The organism is Priestia sp. HNGD-A6 (genome assembly GCF_045784335.1).
Taxonomy (GTDB): domain Bacteria; phylum Bacillota; class Bacilli; order Bacillales; family Bacillaceae_H; genus Priestia; species Priestia zanthoxyli.
Genome location: NZ_CP138621.1, coordinates 3580838 through 3603628, shown reverse-complemented (window position 1 = coordinate 3603628; position 22791 = coordinate 3580838). Strand labels below are relative to the sequence as shown.

The 22791-nt window shown below is 40.5% G+C and carries 20 protein-coding genes; 1 reads left to right on the top strand and 19 read right to left on the bottom strand.

From position 1 onward, the window contains the following. Positions 1–19: 19 nt before the first annotated feature. Positions 20–1570: an acyl-CoA carboxylase subunit beta gene (locus SCI76_RS18410; protein WP_063248534.1), complete on the bottom strand. Its 1551-nt coding sequence runs from the start codon at positions 1568–1570 to the stop codon at positions 20–22. Next, positions 1563–1988: a methylmalonyl-CoA epimerase gene (gene mce, locus SCI76_RS18405; protein WP_081214033.1), complete on the bottom strand. Its 426-nt coding sequence runs from the start codon at positions 1986–1988 to the stop codon at positions 1563–1565. The genes SCI76_RS18410 and mce overlap by 8 nt, the downstream gene beginning before the upstream one ends. Before the next feature lie 148 nt (positions 1989–2136). On the opposite strand from mce, the gene prli42 reads away from it, so the two are divergent. After that, a complete protein-coding gene (gene prli42 / locus SCI76_RS18400) occupies positions 2137–2232 on the top strand; it encodes a stressosome-associated protein Prli42 (protein ID WP_149917156.1) in 96 nt (31 codons plus the stop codon). 75 nt (positions 2233–2307) lie between these two features. Here the strand turns inward: prli42 and SCI76_RS18395 are convergent, their stop codons facing one another. The 17 genes from SCI76_RS18395 to SCI76_RS18315 all read right to left on the bottom strand — a co-directional run bounded on the left by SCI76_RS18395 (position 2308) and on the right by SCI76_RS18315 (position 22770). Further along, entirely contained in the window at positions 2308–2826 is a 519-nt protein-coding gene (locus SCI76_RS18395; RefSeq protein ID WP_238939890.1) for a L,D-transpeptidase, read from the bottom strand. A 104-nt stretch (positions 2827–2930) separates the two neighbouring features. Continuing rightward, on the bottom strand, positions 2931–3881 hold the full coding sequence (locus tag SCI76_RS18390; protein WP_013059112.1) for an aromatic acid exporter family protein: 951 nt from the start codon (positions 3879–3881) through the stop codon (positions 2931–2933). A gap of 160 nt (positions 3882–4041) precedes the next feature. Continuing rightward, on the bottom strand, positions 4042–4764 hold the full coding sequence (locus SCI76_RS18385; RefSeq protein WP_028411574.1) for an amino acid ABC transporter ATP-binding protein: 723 nt from the start codon (positions 4762–4764) through the stop codon (positions 4042–4044). Next, positions 4757–5416: an amino acid ABC transporter permease gene (locus SCI76_RS18380; RefSeq protein ID WP_013059114.1), complete on the bottom strand. Its 660-nt coding sequence runs from the start codon at positions 5414–5416 to the stop codon at positions 4757–4759. Before SCI76_RS18380 ends, SCI76_RS18385 begins: the two co-directional genes overlap by 8 nt. Before the next feature lie 31 nt (positions 5417–5447). After that, complete coding sequence (locus SCI76_RS18375; protein ID WP_026106695.1) at positions 5448–6251, bottom strand: transporter substrate-binding domain-containing protein; 804 nt, start codon at positions 6249–6251, stop codon at positions 5448–5450. 281 nt (positions 6252–6532) lie between these two features. Continuing rightward, positions 6533–6970, bottom strand: coding sequence for a BrxA/BrxB family bacilliredoxin (locus SCI76_RS18370; RefSeq protein ID WP_028411575.1), 438 nt, complete (start codon positions 6968–6970; stop codon positions 6533–6535). A gap of 193 nt (positions 6971–7163) precedes the next feature. Continuing rightward, positions 7164–8159, bottom strand: coding sequence for a methylmalonyl Co-A mutase-associated GTPase MeaB (gene meaB, locus SCI76_RS18365; RefSeq protein ID WP_033579718.1), 996 nt, complete (start codon positions 8157–8159; stop codon positions 7164–7166). A gap of 16 nt (positions 8160–8175) precedes the next feature. Further along, positions 8176–10326, bottom strand: a complete 2151-nt coding sequence (scpA, locus tag SCI76_RS18360; RefSeq protein ID WP_063248533.1) for a methylmalonyl-CoA mutase — start codon at positions 10324–10326, stop codon at positions 8176–8178. Then, positions 10319–12355 (bottom strand): methylmalonyl-CoA mutase family protein, encoded by a 2037-nt coding sequence (locus tag SCI76_RS18355; RefSeq protein WP_063248532.1) that lies wholly within the window; start codon positions 12353–12355, stop codon positions 10319–10321. The genes scpA and SCI76_RS18355 overlap by 8 nt, the downstream gene beginning before the upstream one ends. 157 nt (positions 12356–12512) lie before the next feature. Beyond that, complete coding sequence (locus SCI76_RS18350) at positions 12513–13784, bottom strand: dihydrolipoamide acetyltransferase family protein (protein WP_275210715.1); 1272 nt, start codon at positions 13782–13784, stop codon at positions 12513–12515. A gap of 15 nt (positions 13785–13799) precedes the next feature. Beyond that, positions 13800–14783, bottom strand: coding sequence for an alpha-ketoacid dehydrogenase subunit beta (locus SCI76_RS18345; protein ID WP_013084975.1), 984 nt, complete (start codon positions 14781–14783; stop codon positions 13800–13802). Between the two features lie 12 nt (positions 14784–14795). Beyond that, positions 14796–15788 carry a thiamine pyrophosphate-dependent dehydrogenase E1 component subunit alpha gene (locus SCI76_RS18340; protein ID WP_014458261.1) on the bottom strand — a complete coding sequence of 331 codons (993 nt, stop codon included), beginning with the start codon at positions 15786–15788 and terminating at the stop codon, positions 14796–14798. A gap of 20 nt (positions 15789–15808) precedes the next feature. Further along, complete coding sequence (gene lpdA, locus SCI76_RS18335; RefSeq protein ID WP_407544060.1) at positions 15809–17230, bottom strand: dihydrolipoyl dehydrogenase; 1422 nt, start codon at positions 17228–17230, stop codon at positions 15809–15811. 28 nt (positions 17231–17258) lie between these two features. Beyond that, positions 17259–18338, bottom strand: coding sequence for a butyrate kinase (gene buk / locus SCI76_RS18330; protein ID WP_372497474.1), 1080 nt, complete (start codon positions 18336–18338; stop codon positions 17259–17261). A 96-nt stretch (positions 18339–18434) separates the two neighbouring features. Further along, complete coding sequence (gene bcd / locus SCI76_RS18325) at positions 18435–19538, bottom strand: branched-chain amino acid dehydrogenase (protein ID WP_013059125.1); 1104 nt, start codon at positions 19536–19538, stop codon at positions 18435–18437. A gap of 12 nt (positions 19539–19550) precedes the next feature. Next, a complete protein-coding gene (gene yqiS, locus SCI76_RS18320; RefSeq protein WP_028411582.1) occupies positions 19551–20462 on the bottom strand; it encodes a phosphate butyryltransferase in 912 nt (303 codons plus the stop codon). A 238-nt stretch (positions 20463–20700) separates the two neighbouring features. Next, on the bottom strand, positions 20701–22770 hold the full coding sequence (locus tag SCI76_RS18315) for a sigma-54-dependent Fis family transcriptional regulator (protein ID WP_063248529.1): 2070 nt from the start codon (positions 22768–22770) through the stop codon (positions 20701–20703). Between the last annotated feature and the right edge of the window lie 21 nt (positions 22771–22791).

Here is a 22791-nt window from a genome sequence, read left to right as displayed (position 1 = left end):
TAATCCCTCCAAAAATAACCTACAATGGTATGTTACCATGTTTCTTTGCTGGACGCTCTTCCTTTTTATTGTGCAACATTTCAAGCGCTTGTATTAATTTTATTCGTGTTTCCCGAGGATCAATCACATCATCGACCATTCCAGCGCTTGCCGCTACGTAAGGATTAGCAAATTTCTCGCGATACTGCTCAATTTTTTCGTGTCTTGTTTCATCTGGGTTTTCGCTACCTCGAATGTCGTTTGCAAAGATAATATTTGCAGCACCTTGAGGACCCATAACAGCAATTTCTGCATTCGGCCACGAATACACAAGGTCGGCTCCAATCGATTTACTATTTAAAGCTACATACGCACCTCCGTACGCCTTTCGCAAGATCACCGTGATTTTCGGAACGGTAGCTTCGGAGTATGCATATAAAATTTTAGCACCATGTCGTATAATTCCGCCATGTTCCTGCTTGATACCTGGGAAAAAACCTGTAACATCTTCAAATGTAATGAGTGGGATATTAAATGAATCGCAAAACCGAATAAACCTTGCTGCTTTATCTGAGGAGTTAATATCTAAACTGCCTGCCATTACTTTAGGCTGGTTACACACAAGTCCGACAACTTTTCCATCTATGCGGGCAAAACCAATGACAATATTTCTGGCAAAGTCTTTTTGCACTTCAAAAAAGGAGCGCTCGTCCACTACTTGGTGAATGACTTGACGCACATCGTAAGGACGCACGGCATCGAACGGGACAACGTCTAATAAATCCGGACGGTAATGATCACTCTGTGCCTCTGAAGCTAAAGGAGGCTGCTCTTGACTAGACTGCGGAAGATAGCTTAAGAGCGTTCGTACTTGTTCTAGTACCTCTTGTTCTGTTGAACCTCTGAAATGGGCGTTACCGCTAATTTCGTTATGAACAGCTGCTCCTCCAAGATTTTCAGAGGAAATGCTTTCTCCCGTTACGGTTTCAATTACTTTTGGTCCGGTAATGAACATTTGACTTGTTTCTTCTACCATAAAAACAAAGTCCGTAATCGCCGGTGAGTACACGGCTCCGCCTGCACAAGGACCCATAATAACAGATATTTGAGGCATAACACCTGAATAAATGGCGTTTCGATAAAAAATATGACCGTATCCATCAAGAGACATGACGCCCTCTTGAATACGAGCCCCGCCTGAGTCATTTAAACCAATAAACGGCACGCCTGTTTTAGCCGCTAAATCCATTACGTGCGCAATTTTTTTAGCATGCATCTCACCTAACGCGCCTCCAAATACCGTAAAATCTTGCGAAAACAAATAGACTGAGCGACCGTTTATCTTGCCGTAGCCTGTTACTACCCCGTCTCCTGGTCCTACTTGATTATTCATACTGAAGTCAGCACACCGATGCTCAATAAACGGATTTAACTCGACAAATGTATGTTCATCCAAAAGAATTTCAATTCGTTCACGTGCCGTTAGCTTCCCTTTATGGTGCTGTTTTTCAATTTTTTCGTCTCCACCGCCTAACTCGATTTTCCGGCGCTTATCGTACAATTCATTTAATTTATCATAAATGTCAACCATGTTTCTTCTCCTCCTCTAGTGTTTTTTCACAGAGCTCATAAAGAACACCGTTTGCTGATTTTGGATGCAAAAAAGCAATGGATGCTTCCCCTGCGCCTTTTCGCGGAACATCGTCAATCATTTGTACACCCTTTTCCTTTAACTCGTTAATCCGTTCTTCAATCGTGCGCACACCTAAAGCAACATGATGAAGGCCTTCACCTCTCTTTTTGATAAACGCGCCGACCGCACTGTGTTCAAAGAGTGGCTCTAATAATTCAATTTTCACGTTGCCGCACTGAATAAAAGCAACTTTTACTCCTTGTTCTTCTACTTCTTCTACTTTTAATAGAGACAGTCCTAATACCTTTTCATAAAATGGGAGGCTGCCTTCAATTGATTTTACAGCTATTCCTATGTGGTCAATTCCTTTTATCACTTTCTCACCTCTTAAAAAAGCGTTTTCATTTACACATATTCTTGAAAACAAAAGAAATCTCCTGCTCGCGTATGTACAGAAAGTTGCTTGTCTAAGCGGCGGAAGACATGTAAAATAAGAAAAAAACGTGTAGGAGGACTTTGGTTGTATGTCTAATAAGAAAATCCAAAAAACCATTGTGTTTTTAATGCTTCTTGTCATGTTAATATCTACGCTTCTAGCGGGACTTGCGATGTGGTTTTAATCGAGACTGATGACTAAAAACATAGATGCACTGCTGTTTCTTTGTGCAATGCAAACATATAAAAAAGACTGGTGACTAGTCACCAGTCTTTTGCTGTATATTCACAATGCCTTTTTGAGCGGCTAACTCTTCAAAAGATTGATCTGTAGATACAATCCATACTTTTGTACCTAACGGGACTTGATCATATAAATGGCTTACTTCACGATTTTCTACGCGAATACAGCCATTCGATACATATTTACCGATGGAATCCGGCTGATTTGTACCGTGAATGCCATAAATACGTCCGTCAGTCTCTCTTGCATCAAACCCAATCCACCTTACACCTAGAGGATTTTGAGGAGCGCCTCCTTCAATGTTACTTCTCCGATAATAAGGATTAACAGCTTTTACTGTTACCGTGAACTCCCCTTCGGGCGTCAGATTAACTGTTTTCCCCGTTGCTACTTTAATAATTTGTTTAATTTCTTTATTTTGAATATAAGCAAGCTCATTGCTTTGTTTATTAATAATAATATAAGGATCATTTGGCAACGGATTTTCTCCTAATGGCCAAACCGGAGATAGTAGTAAAAGGATAAAAGCAAACATATGCACGTAATCCACCACCTTACGTTAGTCCTAAGTAAAAGACAAGAGAGACATCTCTTGTCTTATTTAGTGTTCGTAAGCAAGATAAACAACATGCATGCTATTTAACTTATTTTTAAGGTTTGTTTAATAACCAAATATTGTTCAATTTCTTTGACTACGTGCAGTAAATCGGCACGCGCTTCAAACTCTTCCCGAGTTTTGGGAAGCGGCATCTCTGCAAACGCTTCTCGTAAATGCTGAAGTTTGGCTAAAAATAATTTTGCTGTATTACCGGGGTGGATGGATAGACTTAATTCTTCAATGAAATCGGCAATCATGTAGCGCTGTTCTACCACCAAATCAATAGCGGTAATGAGAGGAAGCGTACGCTCAATAATTTCAAGCTGTTTTTCACGAATTTTAAAATAGCGGTAATAATAATTTTCCCCACGCACAAAATGATTTTCTACATCACGAAACGCAAGGCTTTTTGCTTTTTCTAAAATTTTTACCGTATCTGCAATTTCCTTACCGTCCCAGCTGCTGTCATTGGTTCTGAGATACAGGGCAATTTCCTTTAACATCGATCGGAAATTTTCTTCAATTTCTTGCTGATACGTGCGAAGCTCTTGATCTAAACTTGGCATATATAAATTCACAAGCAGGGCAACCCCTATCCCAATTACAATTAAGCCAAGTTCATTAAAGACGATTCCCCACGTCATATTGCCTTTGGAGTAAATATGAAGCAAAATAACGGAGCTTGTAACAATGCCTGCATTAACTTTGAATATCACCGTAACCGGGATAAACAAAAGCAGCATCAGTCCTATAACAAGTGGATGATAAGCAATCCCTTCAAAGAATATAAACGAAAACAGAATGGATAAAGAACAAGCAATAAAACGATCGCTTGCGCTTCGCAGCGATTTTTTCTTTGAATTTTGAATGCACAAAATGGTGATAATTCCAGCTGATACAAAAAACTCGAGGTGAAAGAACTGAGCTATAATAATAGCCAGTGATGTACCGACGGCTGTTTTAATTGTCCGGTACCCAATTTTAAATTTCATTTTCTAGACTCCTACATGTTGGTTTCTTTTTAGTGTGATAAAATACTCTATTCTTTATTAACACGAATAGAAAAATAACACAACCTTAAATCTTGCTGTACTTTATAAATTTCAATAAAAAAAGTGCAGAAAAGATCGTACTCTTCCTGCACTTTTTTTATTATAAAATCTTTTCTAAGAAATCTTTAGCACGCTTGCTTTTAGGGGCTGAGAAAAATTCGGCCGGAGGCGCATCTTCAACAAGCACACCGCCGTCTAAAAACAGCACACGATCCGCTACTTCTCGTGCAAATCCCATTTCATGCGTTACAATTACCATCGTCATTCCTGTTTCTGTTAGCGACTTCATTACATCTAGCACTTCTTTTACCATCTCTGGATCCAATGCTGATGTTGGTTCGTCAAACAGCATTACTTTCGGCTCCATTGCCAATGCTCTTGCAATAGCTACACGTTGCTTTTGACCGCCCGATAAGCGACTTGGAAACTCGTTGGCTTTTTGAGCAAGTCCAACTTTTTGGAGTAATTCTTTGCCTTTAGCAACAGCCGTTTCTCTTGACACGCCTTTTACCGTCATCGGAGCATACGTCAAATTTTCAAGCACTGTCATATGTGGAAACAAGTGAAAATGCTGAAATACCATTCCTACATTTTCACGCACACGCATAATGTTTGTTTTTTTATCTGTAATCACTTGACCGTTAATGGAAACTAATCCGCTCGTCGGTTCTTCAAGCAGGTTCATACAGCGTAAAAAAGTAGATTTACCAGAACCAGAAGGGCCAATAACAGCTACGACTTCTTTTTCCTTAATCGTAGTTGAAATACCTTTTAAAACGTCATTCTTACCAAATGATTTGTGTAAATTTTCAACGTTAATCACCTTTTCTCATTCTCCTCTCGACTGCTTTACCAAGGAGCGTTAAGCCCATTACCATTACATAATAAATCAACCCTGCAAAAATTAACGGTTCAAGGTAGGCGAATTTTTCTCCCCCTACAATGTAAGCACGGCGCATAATGTCGAGTGCTCCAATAACTGTAACGATAGCTGATTCCTTTGTTAATGTAATGAACTCATTCATTAAAGCAGGTAAAATATTTTTAAGTGCCTGTGGCAAAATAATTTGTCCCATCATGCGGCGATAAGGAATTCCTAACGCTAATGCCGCTTCACGCTGTCCTTTATCAACAGCTAAAATACCAGCGCGAATAATTTCAGATATATATGCTGCAGAGTTTAGCCCGAACGCAGCAACGGCCGCTGGAAACGGGGCAATATCAAACCCAAGCAGCTGAGGTAATCCAAAGTATATTAATAATAATTGCAGTACAAGCGGTGTTCCGCGAAACACAGACGTATATGCATCCGCAAACCATTGAAGAGGCTTATTGCGGCTGATTTTACATAAAGATAAAATAACTCCCAGCACAAACCCTAAAATTGCTGAAGCTAGGACTATCTGTATCGTTACCCCTATCCCTTTTAAAATATAAGGCATAGAAGGCACGATTTGCGAAAAATCCAAATTCATGCCTAGTTCCATTCCTCTCTAACTATCATTCTTATTTTTGGTCGTCAAACCACTTAACGATTAATTTATCCAATTCACCGTTTTCTTTCATTTTCTTTAATTCACGGTTAAAGTCATTCGTTAGCTTGCTGTCTTTAGGAAATGCGATTGCTGATCCTTTACTTGAATCGGGACGTCCTGTATCAGACATTTGCAAGCTTTTGTCTTTGTTCACATACCCTTTAGCTACTGTATCTTCAATAATCGCTGCATCGATACGATTTGATTTCATTTCTTGAATTAGTTCTGGAATACGGTCACGCGTTGTTACATTTACTCCGTCAACTTCTTTTGCAATTTCTTTTGCTTCGTCTGCTTGAATAGAAGAAGTTTGTACACCGACTGTTTTTCCTTTTAGTTCTTCTGCGTTTTTAATTGGCGCATCTTTCTTCGATACAATCATGTTTTTTGCTTCATAGTATACGTCTGAGAAGTCAACGTTCTTTTTACGCTTTTCAGTTGGCGTCATACCGGCTAAAACTAAATCGACTTTATTAGATTGTAAAGCTGGAATTAATCCGCCAAATTCCATATCCTTTACCTGCACGTCATAGCCTAACTTTTTACCGATTGTTTTTGCTAAATCTACGTCAAATCCGATTGCTTCACTATCACCTTTTGCCGTATCAATATATTCAAATGGTGGGTAATCTGCTGATGTTCCCATTACAAGTACTTTTTTATCTTTGTCGTCGCTGCTTGCTCCGCCATTAGACGTTCCTTCTCCTGCTCCGCATGCAGCTAAAACGCCTGCTGTTAAGAGACCAATTGCCGTTACCGATAACCACTTTTTCAATTTCATCTTCGTTCCCCCTAGTTTATTCCTTACATTATTTTTTAAAAATTAATAATATTATGAAATAAGTTTTTTACTATTGCAAGTAAATGTCGAAATTTAAATATATATTCATATAAATGTATTTTAACACAACATTATAAATATGCAATATCTTTTTTAAATATAAGTTTCACTATTTGAAAATACCTTTTCTCAACATTTTCCACTCATTAGAAAGCCTGCATACAGACGGGTAAAAAAATGCATAAAAAAAGAAGCCGTTCAAAACGGCTTCTCTCTTACACTTCTTCACAGTTCTGTTCGAACGCTTCTTGCAGCTTCATCACAACTGACATTGGCTCATGGCCTTCAATTTCGTGACGCTCTACCATTGTGATAATTTTTCCGTCTTTTAATAAAGCGAAAGATGGAGATGAAGGTGGATAACCTTCAAAGTATTCGCGTGCACGCGCAGTTGCTTCTTTATCTTGCCCAGCAAATACTGTAACCAAGTTTGTTGGACGTTTATCATAATGTACAGCGTGCGCTGCAGCAGGTCTTGCAATACCTCCTGCACAACCGCAAACTGAATTCACCATTACAAGCGTTGTGCCAGGCTGTTTAAACGTTTCATCTACCGCTTCAGCCGTCGTTAATTCTGTATAACCAGCAGCTGTAATTTCTTTACGGGCCTGACGAACAACGTCGTTCATAAACAAGTTAAAATCGATATTCATTTTCATACCTCCCTTTTGCTATCTATCCTTTATCATAGCAAACGAAAACTAAAAAGGCGATTGCTTTGACTCATTTTTTCTTGGTAATCAAGATTAAACAAGAAAAGAAATGGTGATACTGTTTTTACAGCTAGAAAACCATACTCTTAACTCCCTAGTGTAGAAGGATCCGCATAAAATGCAGGATCCTTTTTTACATTTCTTTCATCGCCTGCTGATAGATTTTAATCAAGTGTTGGAGAGCTTCAGCCATTGTGGCATCTCCAGTCATCATTTGTTTTTCAACATCCCCTAATGTTTGCTTAACTAAAGGATGTTCATAAAATGATTCTTGTAAATATTCATTAACACTTGCTTGTAACCATGCCTTCATTTGCTTTTGTCTTACTGCATAAAACAGATCTTTTTTATTCATCCATTCCTTATAGTCACAAATTATCTGCCATAAATGTTGAAACGACGCTTCTTCATAAGCAGAAGTTGTGATGACCTGTGGTTTCCACCCTCCGGAATGACCGTGAAGAAAACCGATGACACTTTTGTATTCTTTTGCAGTCACTTCTGCTTTTAGCCGGTTATCCCCGTCTGCTTTATTTACACAAATTAAATTAACCCATTCAAGCAGCCCTTTTTTAATTCCTTGCAAATCATCTCCTGCTCCGGTTAAAGCAAGCAAAACAAAGAAGTCTACCATCTCTTTTACAATCATTTCACCTTGGCCAACACCCATCGTTTCGACAAATATGATGTTATACCCAGCCGCTTCACAAAGAAAAATGGCTTCTCTCGTTTTAAGATGAACACCTCCAAGCGTTCCTTGAGAAGGTGAAGGACGGACAAAAGCGTTCTCTTGTTTGGCAAGCAGCTCCATTCTGGTTTTATCTCCTAAAATACTTCCTCCAGACAAGGTACTGCTTGGATCGACTGCTAAAACTGCAACGGAATGGCCATTTTTGCATAGATACGATCCAAATTTGTCAATCAGCGTACTTTTTCCTGCTCCTGGTACGCCAGTAAAACCAATGCGCACTGAATGCCCCGTATGGGGATAGATTTCTTTAATCAGCTGTTGTGCTATTGCTTTATGCTTCGGCGCTTTACTTTCAATTAAAGTAATGGCTTGAGCTAACGCTGTTCTTTTCCCTTCAAGCAGCCCTTGTTTATAATCTTGTACCGTTTTTAATTTCACCAATTGTCTTCACCAACTATTCTTCTAACCGTTTCTTTATTTCATGTAAGACGGAAACGGCCGCTTTTGGGATTACTGTTCCAGGTCCAAAGATTGCAGAAGCGCCGTGCTCTAAAAGAAATGAGTAGTCTTGTTTAGGAATAACACCTCCGACAATAACAACGATATCGTCGCGCTCTAATTTCTTTAACTCATCAACAAGCTGCGGCAGTAACGTTTTATGCCCGGCTGCCAAAGAGCTTATCCCAATCACATGTACGTCGTTTTCTACAGCTTGCCTTGCTGTCTCTTCAGGCGTTTGAAATAAAGGGCCAATATCCACATCAAATCCAAGGTCAGCAAAGGCTGTTGAAATCACTTTTGATCCTCTGTCATGACCGTCTTGCCCCATTTTCGCCACTAAAATCCTTGGGCGTCTTCCTTCTTCCTCTAAAAATTCAGCCGTGAGCTTTCGAACTTCTTCGATTTGATCTCGATGCGCAAACTCCGCACTGTATACCCCGCTGACTGACTTAGAAGTAGCCTGATGTCTTCCAGCCACTTTCTCAATGGCTTCTGAAATTTCACCTAGTGTAGCTCTAGCTCTTGCAGCTTCAACCGCAAAAGCAAGGAGATTCCCTTCGCCTGTTTTGGCACAAGTGGTCAGTCGATTAAGCGCTTCGAGTACCGCTTGTTCGTTACGTTCACTGCGTATTTTCTTTAGCTTTTCCAGCTGCTTCATTCGAACTGCTGTGTTATCAATATCAAGAATATCAAGCGGTTCTTCTTGCTCGGGCTGAAACTGATTCACACCTACAATAATTTCTACCTGCGAGTCTATTCTTGCTTGTCTGCGCGCAGCAGCTTCTTCTATCTTCATTTTAGGTACGCCTGCTTCTATTGCTTTTGTCATTCCGCCGAGCTGCTCTATTTCTTCAAGGTGCTTCCACGCTTTTATCATTAATTCATTCGTTAATGATTCCACATAATAAGAGCCTCCCCAAGGGTCAATGACGGAACAAATCTCCGTTTCATTTTGCAAATAAAGCTGCGTATTTCGAGCAATTCTAGCTGAAAAATCAGTCGGAAGAGCAATCGCTTCATCCAGTGCGTTTGTATGAAGCGATTGCGTATGTCCTGACACTGCAGCCAGAGCTTCGACGCATGTTCTAATAACATTATTAAATGGATCCTGCTCGGTTAAGCTCCATCCGGACGTTTGAGAATGCGTTCTAAGAGCGAGTGATTTAGGGTTGTCCGGCTCAAACTGTTTCATGAGTTTTGCCCACAGCAGCCTCCCCGCTCTCATTTTCGCTACTTCCATAAAGTAGTTCATTCCAATTGCCCAGAAAAAGGATAGTCTCGGTGCAAACGCGTCAATTGAAATTCCTGCTTTCAAGCCGGTTCGTACATATTCAAGTCCATCTGCAAGCGTATAAGCAAGCTCTAAGTCTGCTGGAGCGCCTGCTTCTTGCATATGATAGCCTGATATACTAATACTGTTAAATTTTGGCATATACTCCGCTGTATATTTAAAAATATCCGCAATGATTCGCATGGACATTTCAGGAGGATAAATATACGTATTGCGCACCATATATTCTTTTAAAATATCGTTTTGAATCGTTCCAGCCAGCTTTTCTTTTTTTACTCCTTGTTCTTCAGCTGTTACGATGTAGAAAGCTAAAATAGGAAGAACCGCCCCGTTCATCGTCATCGACACGGACATTTGATCAAGCGGAATCCCTTCAAACAGCTGCTTCATATCAATCATTGAATCAATTGCCACTCCTGCTTTCCCTACATCTCCAACAACTCTTGGATGATCAGAGTCATAGCCGCGGTGGGTAGCGAGGTCAAAAGCAACAGACAGCCCTTTCTGTCCAGCAGCTAGGTTTCGGCGGTAAAAGGCATTGCTTTCCTCCGCCGTTGAGTATCCTGCATACTGTCTAATCGTCCAAGGCCGATTCACATACATCGTTGCATACGGTCCTCTCACAAACGGTGGAATACCAGGTGCAAAGTGAATAAAGTCGAGGTCATCTCTGTCTGTTTTTGTATATAATGATTTTAATTCAATTTGTTCATTTGTTTGAAAAGCAGTGAATGAACTTTGAGTCACGTCATCTTCCCTTTGCTGCTTTGAAAATGATAATGGAATATTAGAAAAAGAAGGCTTTTTATACATGAACTTCTACCTCCAAAGCACATAATAACTTCTTAACGCATTGAATAACATTTGTCTTAAGATGTATGACGCTCATTACACCTTTTTGCTGCCACTGCGTTTTGCGTGATACGTGTTCTTCCCCTACTACGTACACATAAACGGAATCTTCCTCAAAATAAGTCATCGCTTTTGTTAAGAGCTTTTCCACGAGTTCATCACTTCCACAGATTACATATGCTTCGTGCTTTTGTTCATTCATCCAATCTGCTATCTCGACGTAGGAATCTATGTTTTTAATTGTTTCACACGCAAAGCCTGCGCTTTCAAATAAAGACCGGGCAATCTCAGCTTTTTTATGGCTGCTAGGATCGGCGAGCTCCATAATGCCAATGCTCATTCCCTTTGTATAAACCCGTATTTTTTCAAACTTCTCTGCTGCTCTCCACTTAGTGAGCGGCACAACACTGTCTGGCTGTGACTGCTTCGCCATTTGTTTTAGCATCCACCCTGCTGTTACCCCTTTAGATGCTAGCTTTGTATAGTCCTCTAGCGAAAGATTTGATGAAAATTCCGAAGTGTTCTGGTCACTGTATTTATTCATTTTTCTTTCTTCTTTTTTAGACAGAGTGCTTTTTATCTCTTCAGATGCAGCGTGTTGCTTAGGAGCATAGTGTGTGACTCCGATCAAGCGCTCAATTCGACACTCTATATCTCCTTGTCTTTTTACTCTCATTTGTTCAACTTCATCTTGAATTCGCCCTTGTTTTAAAGCTTCTTCCATTCCGCCGTGGTCTTCAATGTTGCCAAATAACTCCCAAGCTTTTGTCATTAATTCATGTGTGTAAGCTTCAACGTACCAAGAGCCTCCGGCAGGATCCATTACTTTTGATATATGTGTTTCGTGCTGCAAAATTAAGTGAGTATTACGGGAAAGGCGATGAGCGAACTGAGAAGATGAGGATGTAACGGAATCATATGGTTCAATATGCAGACTATCCGCTCCTCCTACAATAGAAGCAAACGCTTGAACCGTGCTCCTTAATGCATTTGTATACATATCTTCTTTAGACTGTGTAAGACGTGACGTTTCCGTATGAATAAACGGCACTGAAACGGCCGTGTCATCAAAAGCACGAACCACATTTGCCCAAAGCATGCGAAAAGCACGAAGTTTTGATATTTCCATAAATAAATGTGAGCTAACTGAAAAAGAAAAGGTCATGTGAGGTAAAACTTGATGTAAGGACAGACCGCGTTTCATGCATTCATCAATATACTGCACTCCTGTAGCAAGCATATAAGCTAGTTCTTGAACAGCGTTTGCACCGCTGTTATGGTAAGGAATGCTTGATACAATGATCGTTTTGAGCTCTGGAACATTACTGTGAGCCAAACGCGTTGCGTAAGCTAAATGATCGTATAAATCTCGAGTAGAAAGTGGAACTCTCCCGTATTCAGCAAGAGTGCCGAGCGGATCCATTCCAACCGTACCTGTTAGCTGTCTCATATCAAAGTTATGATCAACACAGTATGCTTTTAGAAACGAAAGAAGTGGAACGGATGTACATCCCGTATTTAAAAATAAAGGCACAGCTTCAAGAGCTACATGCTGAAACAAATGAGCAACATCCTCTAAAGTAGAAATTGTAGCGCCTGAGGCTACTTCAGCTTCAGTTGCTTCATCAACGTCTTTTCCTTGCCTCATTGCTTCACTGCACGTAAAAGCGGCCGTATTTTGTCCATTTCTCAAACTGTGTAAAAGAAGTTTATTGCTTTCTTTAATAGAAGGTAAGTCGATTTTTTGGGTGATTTCCCATTCCCCTAGTATGTATGATTCTTTACCGGCTCCTCTTAAACAATCTATTCCCGCCGGACTCTGCTGCAAGTAGTCTAAATGTGCCGTATCACTTTCAAAATAAAGCGGTTTCAAAAAGATGTTTTCTAACGTTTCTTTTGAGCGGAGCGCGGTGTTTTTGCTAACTTCCTGTGCCCAATCTTCTTTAGGTGTACGTGTAAATTCATGAAATGATAATGTATTTGTTTTCATTTCCATGCCCCTTTACAGTTAATAGCTGCCTGCTAGACCTAGATGATTACACTTTGAAGTTTGATGATTCTTCTTTTATTTTAATACATCTTTTACAAATTGTTCAATCATTGCTTCAAAATAAAAAAGCAAATGGAGAAAGCTCCATTTGCTTTTTTTAATAGACGGACGTATTCTCTTTAGACGTAGATTCTAAAATCTCTTTAACTCTTGCCAAGAACCTGCCGCACACCAAGCCGTCCAACACGCGGTGATCAAGTGATAAACATAAGTTAACCATATCTCGAACAGCAATCATGTTATCAATAATAACCGGACGTTTTACAATAGATTCTACTTGTAAAATAGCCGCTTGCGGGTAATTAATAATCCCCATTGATTGCACGGAACCAAATGAGCCTGTGTTGTTAACAGTAAACGTTCCGCCCTGCATGTCTTCAGACTTCAATGAACCCGTACGAACTTTTTGCGCAAGCTCTGTAATTTCACGCGCAATGCCTTTGATTGTCTTTTCATCGGCTTGTTTAATAACCGGCACAAATAAAGCATCGTCTGTTGCAACAGCAATGGATACATTAATATCTTTTTTCTGGACAATACGGTCTCCTGCCCACATTGAATTCATTTGAGGGAATTCTTTTAAAGCCTGAGCCACTGCTTTTACGAAGAACGCAAAATACGTTAAGTTAAAACCTTCTTTTTGTTTAAACTCCGCCTTTAATGAATCACGATAAGAAACTAAGTTCGTTACATCAACTTCAACCATTGTCCACGCATGCGGAATTTCGTGTTTACTGCGAAGCATATTTGCTGCAATAGCTTTACGCACGCCTGTAACAGGAATTTCTTGATCTCCTGCTGCAGATACAACAGGCGCAGGCTGCTGCGCTTTTGAAACAGCTTTTGGAGCAGATTCTGCTACAGGTGCCTCTGTTTGAACTGTTGGTGCAGGCGTTTCTTTCACTTCAGCAGCTCCGCCTTTTTCGATAACAGCTAAAATATCTTTTCTCGTAATGCGGCCGCCCGCTCCTGTTCCTGTCACGGTATCTAAATTAATATTATGTTCTTGTGACAGACGCATAACAGCTGGAGAGTATCGGCTTTTATTGGATTGACTGTCCGCTGTTTTTGGCGCTGATTCTTCTACAGTCTTATCAGACGTTTTCTGTTCTTTTTGAGGTACAGTTCCTTCTACTTCAATTAAACAAATCACTTCTCCCACGGGTAAAGTATCATCTTCACCTGCAATTAACTCTTTAATTGTTCCACTAAAAGAAGAAGGCACTTCAGCATTTACTTTATCCGTCATGACTTCAGCTAACGGGTCGTACTTATTTACGTGATCTCCAACAGAAACGAGCCATTTGCTAATTGTACCTTCTGTTACACTTTCACCGAGCTGCGGCATCGTAATTTTTTCAATAGCCAATTGATACAACTCCTTTTAAAATTGAGCTAATTCTCTCATTGCTTTTTCTACTTTATCTGGATTCACCATAAAATATTTTTCCATTGTTGGTGCATACGGCATAGCTGGAACATCAGGGCCAGCAAGGCGCTGAATTGGCGCATCTAAATCGAATAAGCAGTGTTCAGCAATAATAGCTGCTACTTCGCTCATAATGCTGCCTTCTTTGTTGTCTTCCGTTAAAAGCAGGACCTTACCTGTTTTAGAGGCTGCTTCAATAATAGCTTCTTTATCAAGCGGATAGACCGTTCTTAAATCTAAGATGTGTGCTGAAATACCGTCTGCTTCTAGTTTTTCAGCAGCTTGAAGAGCAAAGTGTACACAAAGACCATATGTAATAACCGTGATGTCGTCTCCTTCTCTCTTTACATCTGCTTTGCCAATCGGCAGTACATAATCATCTTCAGGGACTTCTCCTTTAATCAAACGGTACGCACGCTTATGCTCAAAGAAAAGAACTGGGTCATCATCACGAATAGCTGCTTTTAATAATCCTTTTACATCATAAGGCGTAGAAGGCATCACAATCTTTAACCCTGGCGTATTGGCAAACAGTGCTTCAACAGATTGAGAATGATAAAGAGCACCGTGAACTCCGCCGCCGTACGGAGCTCGAATTGTAATTGGACAACTCCAATCATTATTAGAACGATAGCGAATTTTCGCTGCTTCTGACACGATTTGATTGACTGCAGGCATAATAAAATCAGCAAATTGCATTTCCGCAATCGGACGCATGCCGTACATTGCCGCTCCGATTCCTACGCCTGCAATGGCGGACTCTGCAAGAGGTGTGTCAATGACTCTTTCTTCTCCGAACTGTTCGTACAGTCCGTTGGTTGCTTTAAATACGCCGCCTTTTTTCCCTACGTCTTCTCCTAATACAAACACGCGGGAATCTCTTTCCATTTCTTCACGAATGGCCATTGTTACTGCATCAATATATGAAATAACCGGCATATATTCTCCTCCTTACTCACCGTACACGTATTTTAAAGCCGATTCCGCTTCTGCATAAGGAGCGTTTTCAGCATAATCTGTTGCATCATTAACGATATTCATAATATCATCAAGCATTTGTTTTTCTCGTTCATCGGTTAACACGTTAACCTCTTTTAAATAAGCCGCAAAGTACGCAAGCGGATCACTCTTTTTAGCTTCAGACAATTCTTCTGCTCCGCGATATGCACGATCATCGTCATCACTTGAATGGGCAGTCAAGCGCTCTGAAACAGTTTCAATAAGAGTAGGCCCTTCTCCTCTGGATGCACGATCTCTTGCTTCTTTTACCACTCGGTATACTTCAAGGACGTCGTTTCCATCAATTGTGTAGCCCGGCATACCATATCCAATCGCACGATCAGATACTTTTGCGCATCCTAGCTGCTTTTCAACCGGAACAGAAATCGCATACTTGTTATTTTCACACATAAAGATAACAGGAAGCTTATGAACACCTGCAAAGTTCGCGCCTTCATGGAAATCTCCTTGGTTAGAAGATCCTTCTCCAAACGTGACAAACGTGACTAAGTCTTTTTTCTCCAACCGTCCTGCTAAAGCGATTCCTACTGCATGAGGCACCTGTGTTGTAACGGGAGAAGATCCTGTTACAATTCGCTTTTCCTTATGGCCAAAGTGACCTGGCATTTGACGACCTCCTGAGTTTGGATCTTCTGCTTTAGCAAACCCAGAAAGCATTAAATCGCGCGCAGTCATTCCAAATGCCAGCACAACACCCAGATCGCGGTAATAAGGTAATATGTAATCATTCTCTCTGTTTAAGGCAAAAGCTGCGCCAACTTGAGCGGCTTCTTGACCTTGACATGAAATAACAAAAGGCACCTTCCCTGCACGGTTTAATAGCCACATACGCTCATCAATTTTTCGTGCAAGCAGCATAGTGCGGTACATTTCAAGTACTTGTTCATCAGTTAATCCTAATGATTCATGACGGTTTTTTGTCATGTTTAAACCTCCTTTAATCATCAAAAATGAATCGCTTTTCCATCTACAGCTAATGAAGCTTCTCCCATCGCTTCTGAAAGGCTAGGATGAGGATGAATGGTATGAGCAATTTCCCATGGTGTAGCATCCAATACCTTTGCAAGACCCGCTTCAGAAATCATATCCGTCACGTGAGGTCCAATCATATGCACACCAAGAACATCATTTGTGTCGGCATCGGCAATAATTTTAACAAATCCCTCTGCCTCTCCATATACAAGAGCTTTTCCAACGGCCTTAAACGGAAACTTTCCAACCTTCAGCTGAAATCCTTGCTGTTTTGCTTCTTGTTCTGTTAATCCTACACTTGCTGCCTCCGGGCTGCTGTATACGCATTTAGAAATTGTTGTGTAATCAATCTTCAAAGGCTTGTCACCGTGTAAATGCTCAACAGCTACGATTCCTTCGTGAGAAGCTACATGTGCAAGCTGCAGTCCGCCAATCACATCTCCAATTGCGTAGATATGAGATTCTTTCGTTTGATAAAAATCATTTGTGGCAATCACACCGTTTTCTACTACAATATCGGTATTCTCGAGACCAATTCCTTCGACATTCGCTTGACGCCCTACAGATACAAGCAGCTTTTCTGCTTCATATTCTTGCATATCGTCTCCTACTTGAGCAGAAATTTTCACCTGACCACCAACAGACAGTGTATCAGCCATTACTTTAGCAGAAGTAATAATGGTCACTCCTTTTGCTTTTAAAAGCTTCGTCATTTCACGGGAGATATCTTGATCTTCTGTTGGTAAAATTCGATCGCTGTATTCAACAACCGTTACATCAACATCAAAATCTGTGAGCATTGACGCCCATTCAATTCCAATGACGCCGCCTCCCACAATAATAATAGAAGCAGGAAGTGTTTCCATCTTTAATGCTTCATCTGAAGTGATTACTTTCTCTCCATCGATTGTTAAACCAGGTAATGTTCTAGGACGAGACCCTGTTGCGACAATTACATTCTTTGGAATAAGCATTTCGTTTTCTTCACCGCTTTTTAATTCAACGGAGATGGTTCCTGGCATAGGAGAAAAAATAGAAGGTCCTAAAATACGTCCAATTCCTTCATATACGTCAATTTTACCTTTTTTCATTAGCTGTTTGACACCATTATGTAACTGTGAAACAATTTCTGACTTTCGTTCTTGTACACGAGCATAGTTCAATAGTACATTGGACGTTTCTATGCCAAATTCACTGCTTTTCTTAGCCGTTTGATAGACTTCTGCACTTCTTAGTAAAGCTTTGCTTGGGATACACCCTGCGTGCAGGCATGTGCCGCCTAACTTATTTTTTTCCACAACCGCTACCGATAGACCTAACTGAGAGGCACGAATAGCTGCTACGTACCCTCCGGTTCCACCGCCGAGAATGACCAAATCATATTCTTTTGCCACACTGCTTCACACCTTTCTGCAAACGCTATTAAGCGCCTTTATATTCCTTTACTTCTTCTTCACCTGTAAGCACTCGGAGAGCCCCTTCAGCTAGCGCTTGAAGCTCATTTTCTCCAGGATAAACAATGACATCTGCAATCCACTTTACATGATTAATAATCAGCTCAACAAACGCTTTTGAATAAGCAATGCCTCCCGTTAGAATAATGGCATCTACTTTTCCATGCAATACCGTACTGGCAGCTCCAATTTCCTTCGAAATTTGATAAGCCATTGCTTCGTAGATAAGCTTAGCTTTTTCGTTTCCATTTTTCACTAGCGCTTCGACTTTCTGCACGTCAGATGTGCCCAAATAACCGACAAGTCCGCCTTTTCCTACAAGCATTTTCATAATCTCCTCGCGGTAATACTGACCTGAAAAGCAAAGACGAACTAATTCACCAACCGGTACACCGCCAGCGCGCTCTGGACTAAAAGGACCGTCGCCGTGCAGGCCATTGTTCACATCAATTACTTTTCCGCACTTGTGAACTCCAACCGTAATGCCCCCGCCCATATGGGTAACAATAACGTTCATTTGTTCGTATGTGCTATTCATTTCTTTGGCCACTTTTCGAGCCACCGATTTTTGATTCAGCGCATGAAAGATGCTTTTCCTTTCCATAAAAGGAGTTCCTGAGATACGAGCGATGTCACTTAGCTCATCTACCACCACTGGATCAACAATGTATGCTGGAATATTTAATCCAGATGCAATCTCAAACGCTAAAATCCCGCCTAAATTTGAAGCATGATGGCCGGCATAACCGTCTTTTAAATCTTTGAGCATGGCTTGATTTACTTCGTATGTGCCGCCTTCAATCGGGCGTAAAAGCCCTCCTCTTCCACATACTGCACTTAATTTAGATAAATTAATCCCTTCTTCATCAAGTGCCTCTAAAATCGAGTTTTTACGGAACTCATACTGTGCATATATCGTCTCAAACTGATTCATTTGCTGTGAATCGTAGCGGATTGTTCGATCAAAAATTGGTTTATCGTTGTGAAACACGCCAATTTTTGTGGACGTTGAACCCGGATTTATTATCAGCATTCGATATTCGTACATATCCAACACATGTCCTCCTACCTTATCATTCTCATAAACGAAGGCTAGGTCGAAAGGATTTCATTTATTCCTTTTGCCTAGCCTTCAGCTCAAACATTAGCGCGTATGACGTCTACTTAAAATATGCTGTCCATTTTGTAAAAATTGACTGCGTGAACGACGCAGCTTTTCAATTCTTTCTTCAGCTAAGCGATCTGCTGCTAGATAGGTTGGAATGCCATCTCGCTTTGAGATTTCAACTACCTTTTCAATATTATCATAAATACCTTCAACTTTTTTCAGCGCACGCTCACGGTTATATCCAACTAGCTCATCAGCTACGTTAATAACGCCTCCTGCATTAATAACATAGTCCGGTGCATATACAATGCCTAATTCATGAATTAAATCACCATGACGCGTTTCTTTCAATTGATTATTAGCTGCCCCTGCAATAACTTTTGCTTTTATTTGAGGGATCGTTTCATCGTTAATCGTTGCTCCGAGTGCACAAGGAGCATAGATATCACATTCTACACCATAAATATCATTTGGGTCTACTGCTTGCGCACCAAATTCTTCTACCGCACGCTGAACAGCTTCTTTATTAATATCCGTTACAATAAGTTTTGCCCCTTCTTCGTGAAGGTGGCGGCATAAATTATATGCTACGTTTCCTACACCTTGGACAGCTACTACTTTTCCTTCAAGCATATCTGTTCCAAATGCTTCTTTTGCTGCTGCTTTAATTCCTCGGTATACGCCGTAGGCTGTGACTGGTGATGGATTGCCTGATGAACCGAAGGCAGGAGATACACCCGTTACATAATCCGTTTCCTCATATACAATATCCATATCCTCTACCGTTGTGCCCACATCTTCTGCTGTAATATATCGACCATTTAACCCTTGAATAAAGCGGCCAAATGCACGGAACATCGCTTCATTTTTGTCTTTGCGAGGATCTCCGATAATAACCGTTTTTCCTCCTCCTAAATTCAAGCCTGCTGCTGCATTTTTATAAGTCATTCCGCGTGATAAACGCAGCGCATCTTCAATTGCAGCCTCTTCTGATTCATATGTCCACATTCTCGTACCGCCTAGAGCTGGTCCAATTGTTGTATCATGAATCGCAATAATGGCTTTTAAGCCTGAATCTTTATCTTGGCAAAATAATAACTGCTCATAATCGTATGTTTCCATATAGTCAAAAATTTTCATTGTTAGTGCCTCCTAAGAATTCTGTTGAGCGACGCTGATAGCAAGCGCCAGTGAGTATAATTTACTTTCTGATGAATCTGCTCTGGATGTTAAGACGACCGGAGCTTTTGCCCCCGCTAGAATAGCTCCAACTTTTGCTTTAGCAAAATAAATAAGGGATTTATATAAGACGTTCCCTGTTTCAATTGCTGGAACGAGTAATATATCTGCTTGACCGGCAACTTCACTTTGAATGCCTTTTTGCTTGGCTGCTTCTATGTTAATGGCATTGTCGAGTGCTAAAGGTCCATCAATAACGCAGCCTTTAATTTGTCCTCTGCGGTTCATCTGTGTAAGAAGTGCAGCCTCTACTGTGGCAGGCATTAAAGGGTTCACAACTTCAACCGCTGCAACAGGAGCTACCTTTGGCACCTCTATCCCAATCGAGTGAGCAACGTTCACCGCGTTTTGAATGATTTGAACTTTCTCTTCCAGAGATGGCGTAATATTCATAGCTGCATCTGTTACAAGAATAGGGCGATCATAGTGAGGAACATCAAACACAGCTACGTGTGATAAAACATTTCCCGTACGCAAACCATGCTCTTTATTTAACACAGCTTTTAAAATAAGCGATGTGGATAAATTCCCTTTCATTACGATATGAGCTTGACCTTGCTGAACTGAACGCACAGCCAATTGAGCCGCTTCTAAAACGGACTCCGTATGTACGACCGTCACAGCCTTATGAGTGAGTAAGGATGGGCGGTACTGCCTGAATAATTCATTAATTGTTGTTTCGTTGCCAAACAAAATAAATTCAGAAACTTCCCTTGACACAGCTTCATACACTGCCTCAATTGTTTCTAAGTCTTCAGCTGCAGCAACAGCAACAGTCAAAGAAGACTGCTTAGCAACCCGAGATAAGATGGTAGCAAGAGTCATGGAATGTTCGACCTCTCCTTTTTCATTCTTTCTTTTGCCCCTTTTTAAAGAGCATACTGCGCGTTTATGCAGTCATTTAAAATATATGCAAGATTTGTGCCACACTCTGCATATATTACATAATATAGCTGCTTATATCCGTTTCTACGCACAAAAAATTTTTTTTATTGATTCTAACGACAAACAGAAAAAAAGAATACCTCTCTATTTATATGCAATAACTTGCACACCATGCATTTTATTGCATGCTGTTATTTGCAAGATTGTATTTTTCCAACTTATAATACAGAGAACGCAGGGAAATATTGAGCTGTTTTGCTGTTTTCGTTCGGTTATACTTGTTTGCAATCAGCACTTTTTGAATAAGTTCAGCTTCATAATTTTCCATCATGTGCGCTAAAGTCTTCCCTTCGAATACTACCTCTTCATTCGCCTGATTTTTTTCTTTTTTGCCCTTGCCTTCAAGTGAAGGGAGATGAACAGAATCAATCATTGTTTCCGTATAGTGCATATAAATAATAGCTCTTCCTAATATGTTTTCAAGCTCTCTGACGTTTCCTGGCCAGTCGTATGATCTCAATGATTGTAAGGCCCGCTCTGTTACCCCTTCAACATGTCGGCCGTAATCTTGATTAATTTTTGTAATTAAGTGTGTAACAAGCGCTCCAATATCCTCTTTTCTCTTCCGAAGAGGAGGTATGTGAATCGGAATTTTGTTTAGCCGATAATACAAGTCCTGTCTGATGCTTCCATCAGCCATTCCTTTTTCTAAATTCACATTCGTAGCTGCAATCACGCGAACATTCACCGGAATAGGGGTCGTGCCTCCAACGCGAATAAGCTCTTTTTCTTGAAGCACTCGAAGCAGCTTAGCCTGCATATGAGCTGAAAGCTCCCCGATTTCATCCAAAAAGATGCTACCGTTATTGGCTTCTTCAAAAACACCTCGTTTTCCGCCTCGTTTTGCCCCGGAAAAAGCTCCTTCTTCATACCCAAAAAGTTCACTTTCAAGCAAAGACTCAGAAAGTGCAGCACAGTTGATCCGAACAAATTTATTAAACTTTCGGCTGCTCGCATTATGAATCGCATGTGCAAACAGCTCCTTACCCGTCCCAGATTCACCTCTAAGCAAAACAGTAGCTGGTGTTTTAGCAGCAAGTCTAGCCTGCTCAATTGCTAACTGAAATTCTTCAGACTGACCAATGATATCAGCAAATGAATATTTCGCTTCAAGCGTTCGGATAATTTGACGCGCTCTTTTGAGTTCATTTGTAAGCTCTTGAATTTCAGACATATCATGAATAACTCCAACGCTGCCTTTTAATTTTCCATCGACAATAACGGGGGCAACATTCACAACTACGTCTCTTTTACTCGGACCAAGCCTCATTCTTACACCTCGAACAGGACGTCTTGTTTGCAGCACCTTCATGTGCATACTGTCTCCTTCAGAGATATCGGCAGTCGCGGGCTGACCAATAATATCCGTCTTTTTTAAACCCGTAATTCTCGTATAAGCAGGATTAATTAAAATCCCTCTTCCTTCTTCATCGACAACCGAAATAGCTTCTTCAGAAGATTGAATAATAGCTTGAAGCATAGTTTGTACTTCTTTTAAGTTCGTAACTTCTTCTGCCAATCCGACAACGTCCGTAATATCTTTAAAAATCGAAAAGGCACCAAACAGCTCTCTATTCTCGTCGAGTATTGGTATTCTAGTCGTAATGACCTTCCGTCCGCTATCTAACACAAATTCACTATTTTGATCAATCGTTTTTGTATGAAGAACATCAACAAGTTTACTATTTGGAATAACTTCATGAAGATGCTTACCAATTACATCTCTGTGTGAAAAGTTCGTCAAACGCTCGGCACTTTGATTAAATAGCGTAATATATCCATTCCTATCAATCACGACCATCGCATCATGAGCCGCGTTAAAAATAAGATCATATTTATACGATTCTTGCTTTAACCGCTGAATTAACTCTTCTTTTTCCTCCATCAGATTGGCCATAATTTCAGCAACCAATCCCGGAACTACCAGTGCATCAGCAGGTTTGCTTCTCTGCAATTGTTGAAAAACACCTTGTTTACCTGTTGTTTCAACAATGACATCGAGCTGCTTTATCATATAAGGCTCCCAATTCATTCCGGTTGAAATATCTTGTTCTTTCGCATACAAAACAGCCGGCGCGTCAGCTCGTACGTCTACTACACCAATCACTTTCATAAATTCGGTTTCCAATAAAATTTTCAGAATAGCTAATCCGCCTTTTCCTCCTCCAACGATCAACACATTTTGCATATTTTTTCACCTTTTCTACTT

What these genes read in the sequence shown, in the direction of transcription:
- SCI76_RS18410 (WP_063248534.1), bottom strand. Translation starts at nt 1,570, where the DNA reads ATGGTTGACATTTATGATAAATTAAATGAATTGTACGATAAGCGCCGG.
- prli42 (WP_149917156.1), top strand. Translation starts at nt 2,137, where the DNA reads ATGTCTAATAAGAAAATCCAAAAAACCATTGTGTTTTTAATGCTTCTT.
- SCI76_RS18395 (WP_238939890.1), bottom strand. Translation starts at nt 2,826, where the DNA reads ATGTTTGCTTTTATCCTTTTACTACTATCTCCGGTTTGGCCATTAGGA.
- SCI76_RS18390 (WP_013059112.1), bottom strand. Translation starts at nt 3,881, where the DNA reads ATGAAATTTAAAATTGGGTACCGGACAATTAAAACAGCCGTCGGTACA.
- SCI76_RS18380 (WP_013059114.1), bottom strand. Translation starts at nt 5,416, where the DNA reads ATGAATTTGGATTTTTCGCAAATCGTGCCTTCTATGCCTTATATTTTA.
- SCI76_RS18370 (WP_028411575.1), bottom strand. Translation starts at nt 6,970, where the DNA reads ATGAATATCGATTTTAACTTGTTTATGAACGACGTTGTTCGTCAGGCC.
- scpA (WP_063248533.1), bottom strand. Translation starts at nt 10,326, where the DNA reads ATGTATAAAAAGCCTTCTTTTTCTAATATTCCATTATCATTTTCAAAG.
- SCI76_RS18355 (WP_063248532.1), bottom strand. Translation starts at nt 12,355, where the DNA reads ATGAAAACAAATACATTATCATTTCATGAATTTACACGTACACCTAAA.
- SCI76_RS18345 (WP_013084975.1), bottom strand. Translation starts at nt 14,783, where the DNA reads ATGCCGGTTATTTCATATATTGATGCAGTAACAATGGCCATTCGTGAA.
- SCI76_RS18340 (WP_014458261.1), bottom strand. Translation starts at nt 15,788, where the DNA reads ATGACAAAAAACCGTCATGAATCATTAGGATTAACTGATGAACAAGTA.
- buk (WP_372497474.1), bottom strand. Translation starts at nt 18,338, where the DNA reads ATGTACGAATATCGAATGCTGATAATAAATCCGGGTTCAACGTCCACA.
- bcd (WP_013059125.1), bottom strand. Translation starts at nt 19,538, where the DNA reads ATGAAAATTTTTGACTATATGGAAACATACGATTATGAGCAGTTATTA.
- yqiS (WP_028411582.1), bottom strand. Translation starts at nt 20,462, where the DNA reads ATGACTCTTGCTACCATCTTATCTCGGGTTGCTAAGCAGTCTTCTTTG.
- SCI76_RS18315 (WP_063248529.1), bottom strand. Translation starts at nt 22,770, where the DNA reads ATGCAAAATGTGTTGATCGTTGGAGGAGGAAAAGGCGGATTAGCTATT.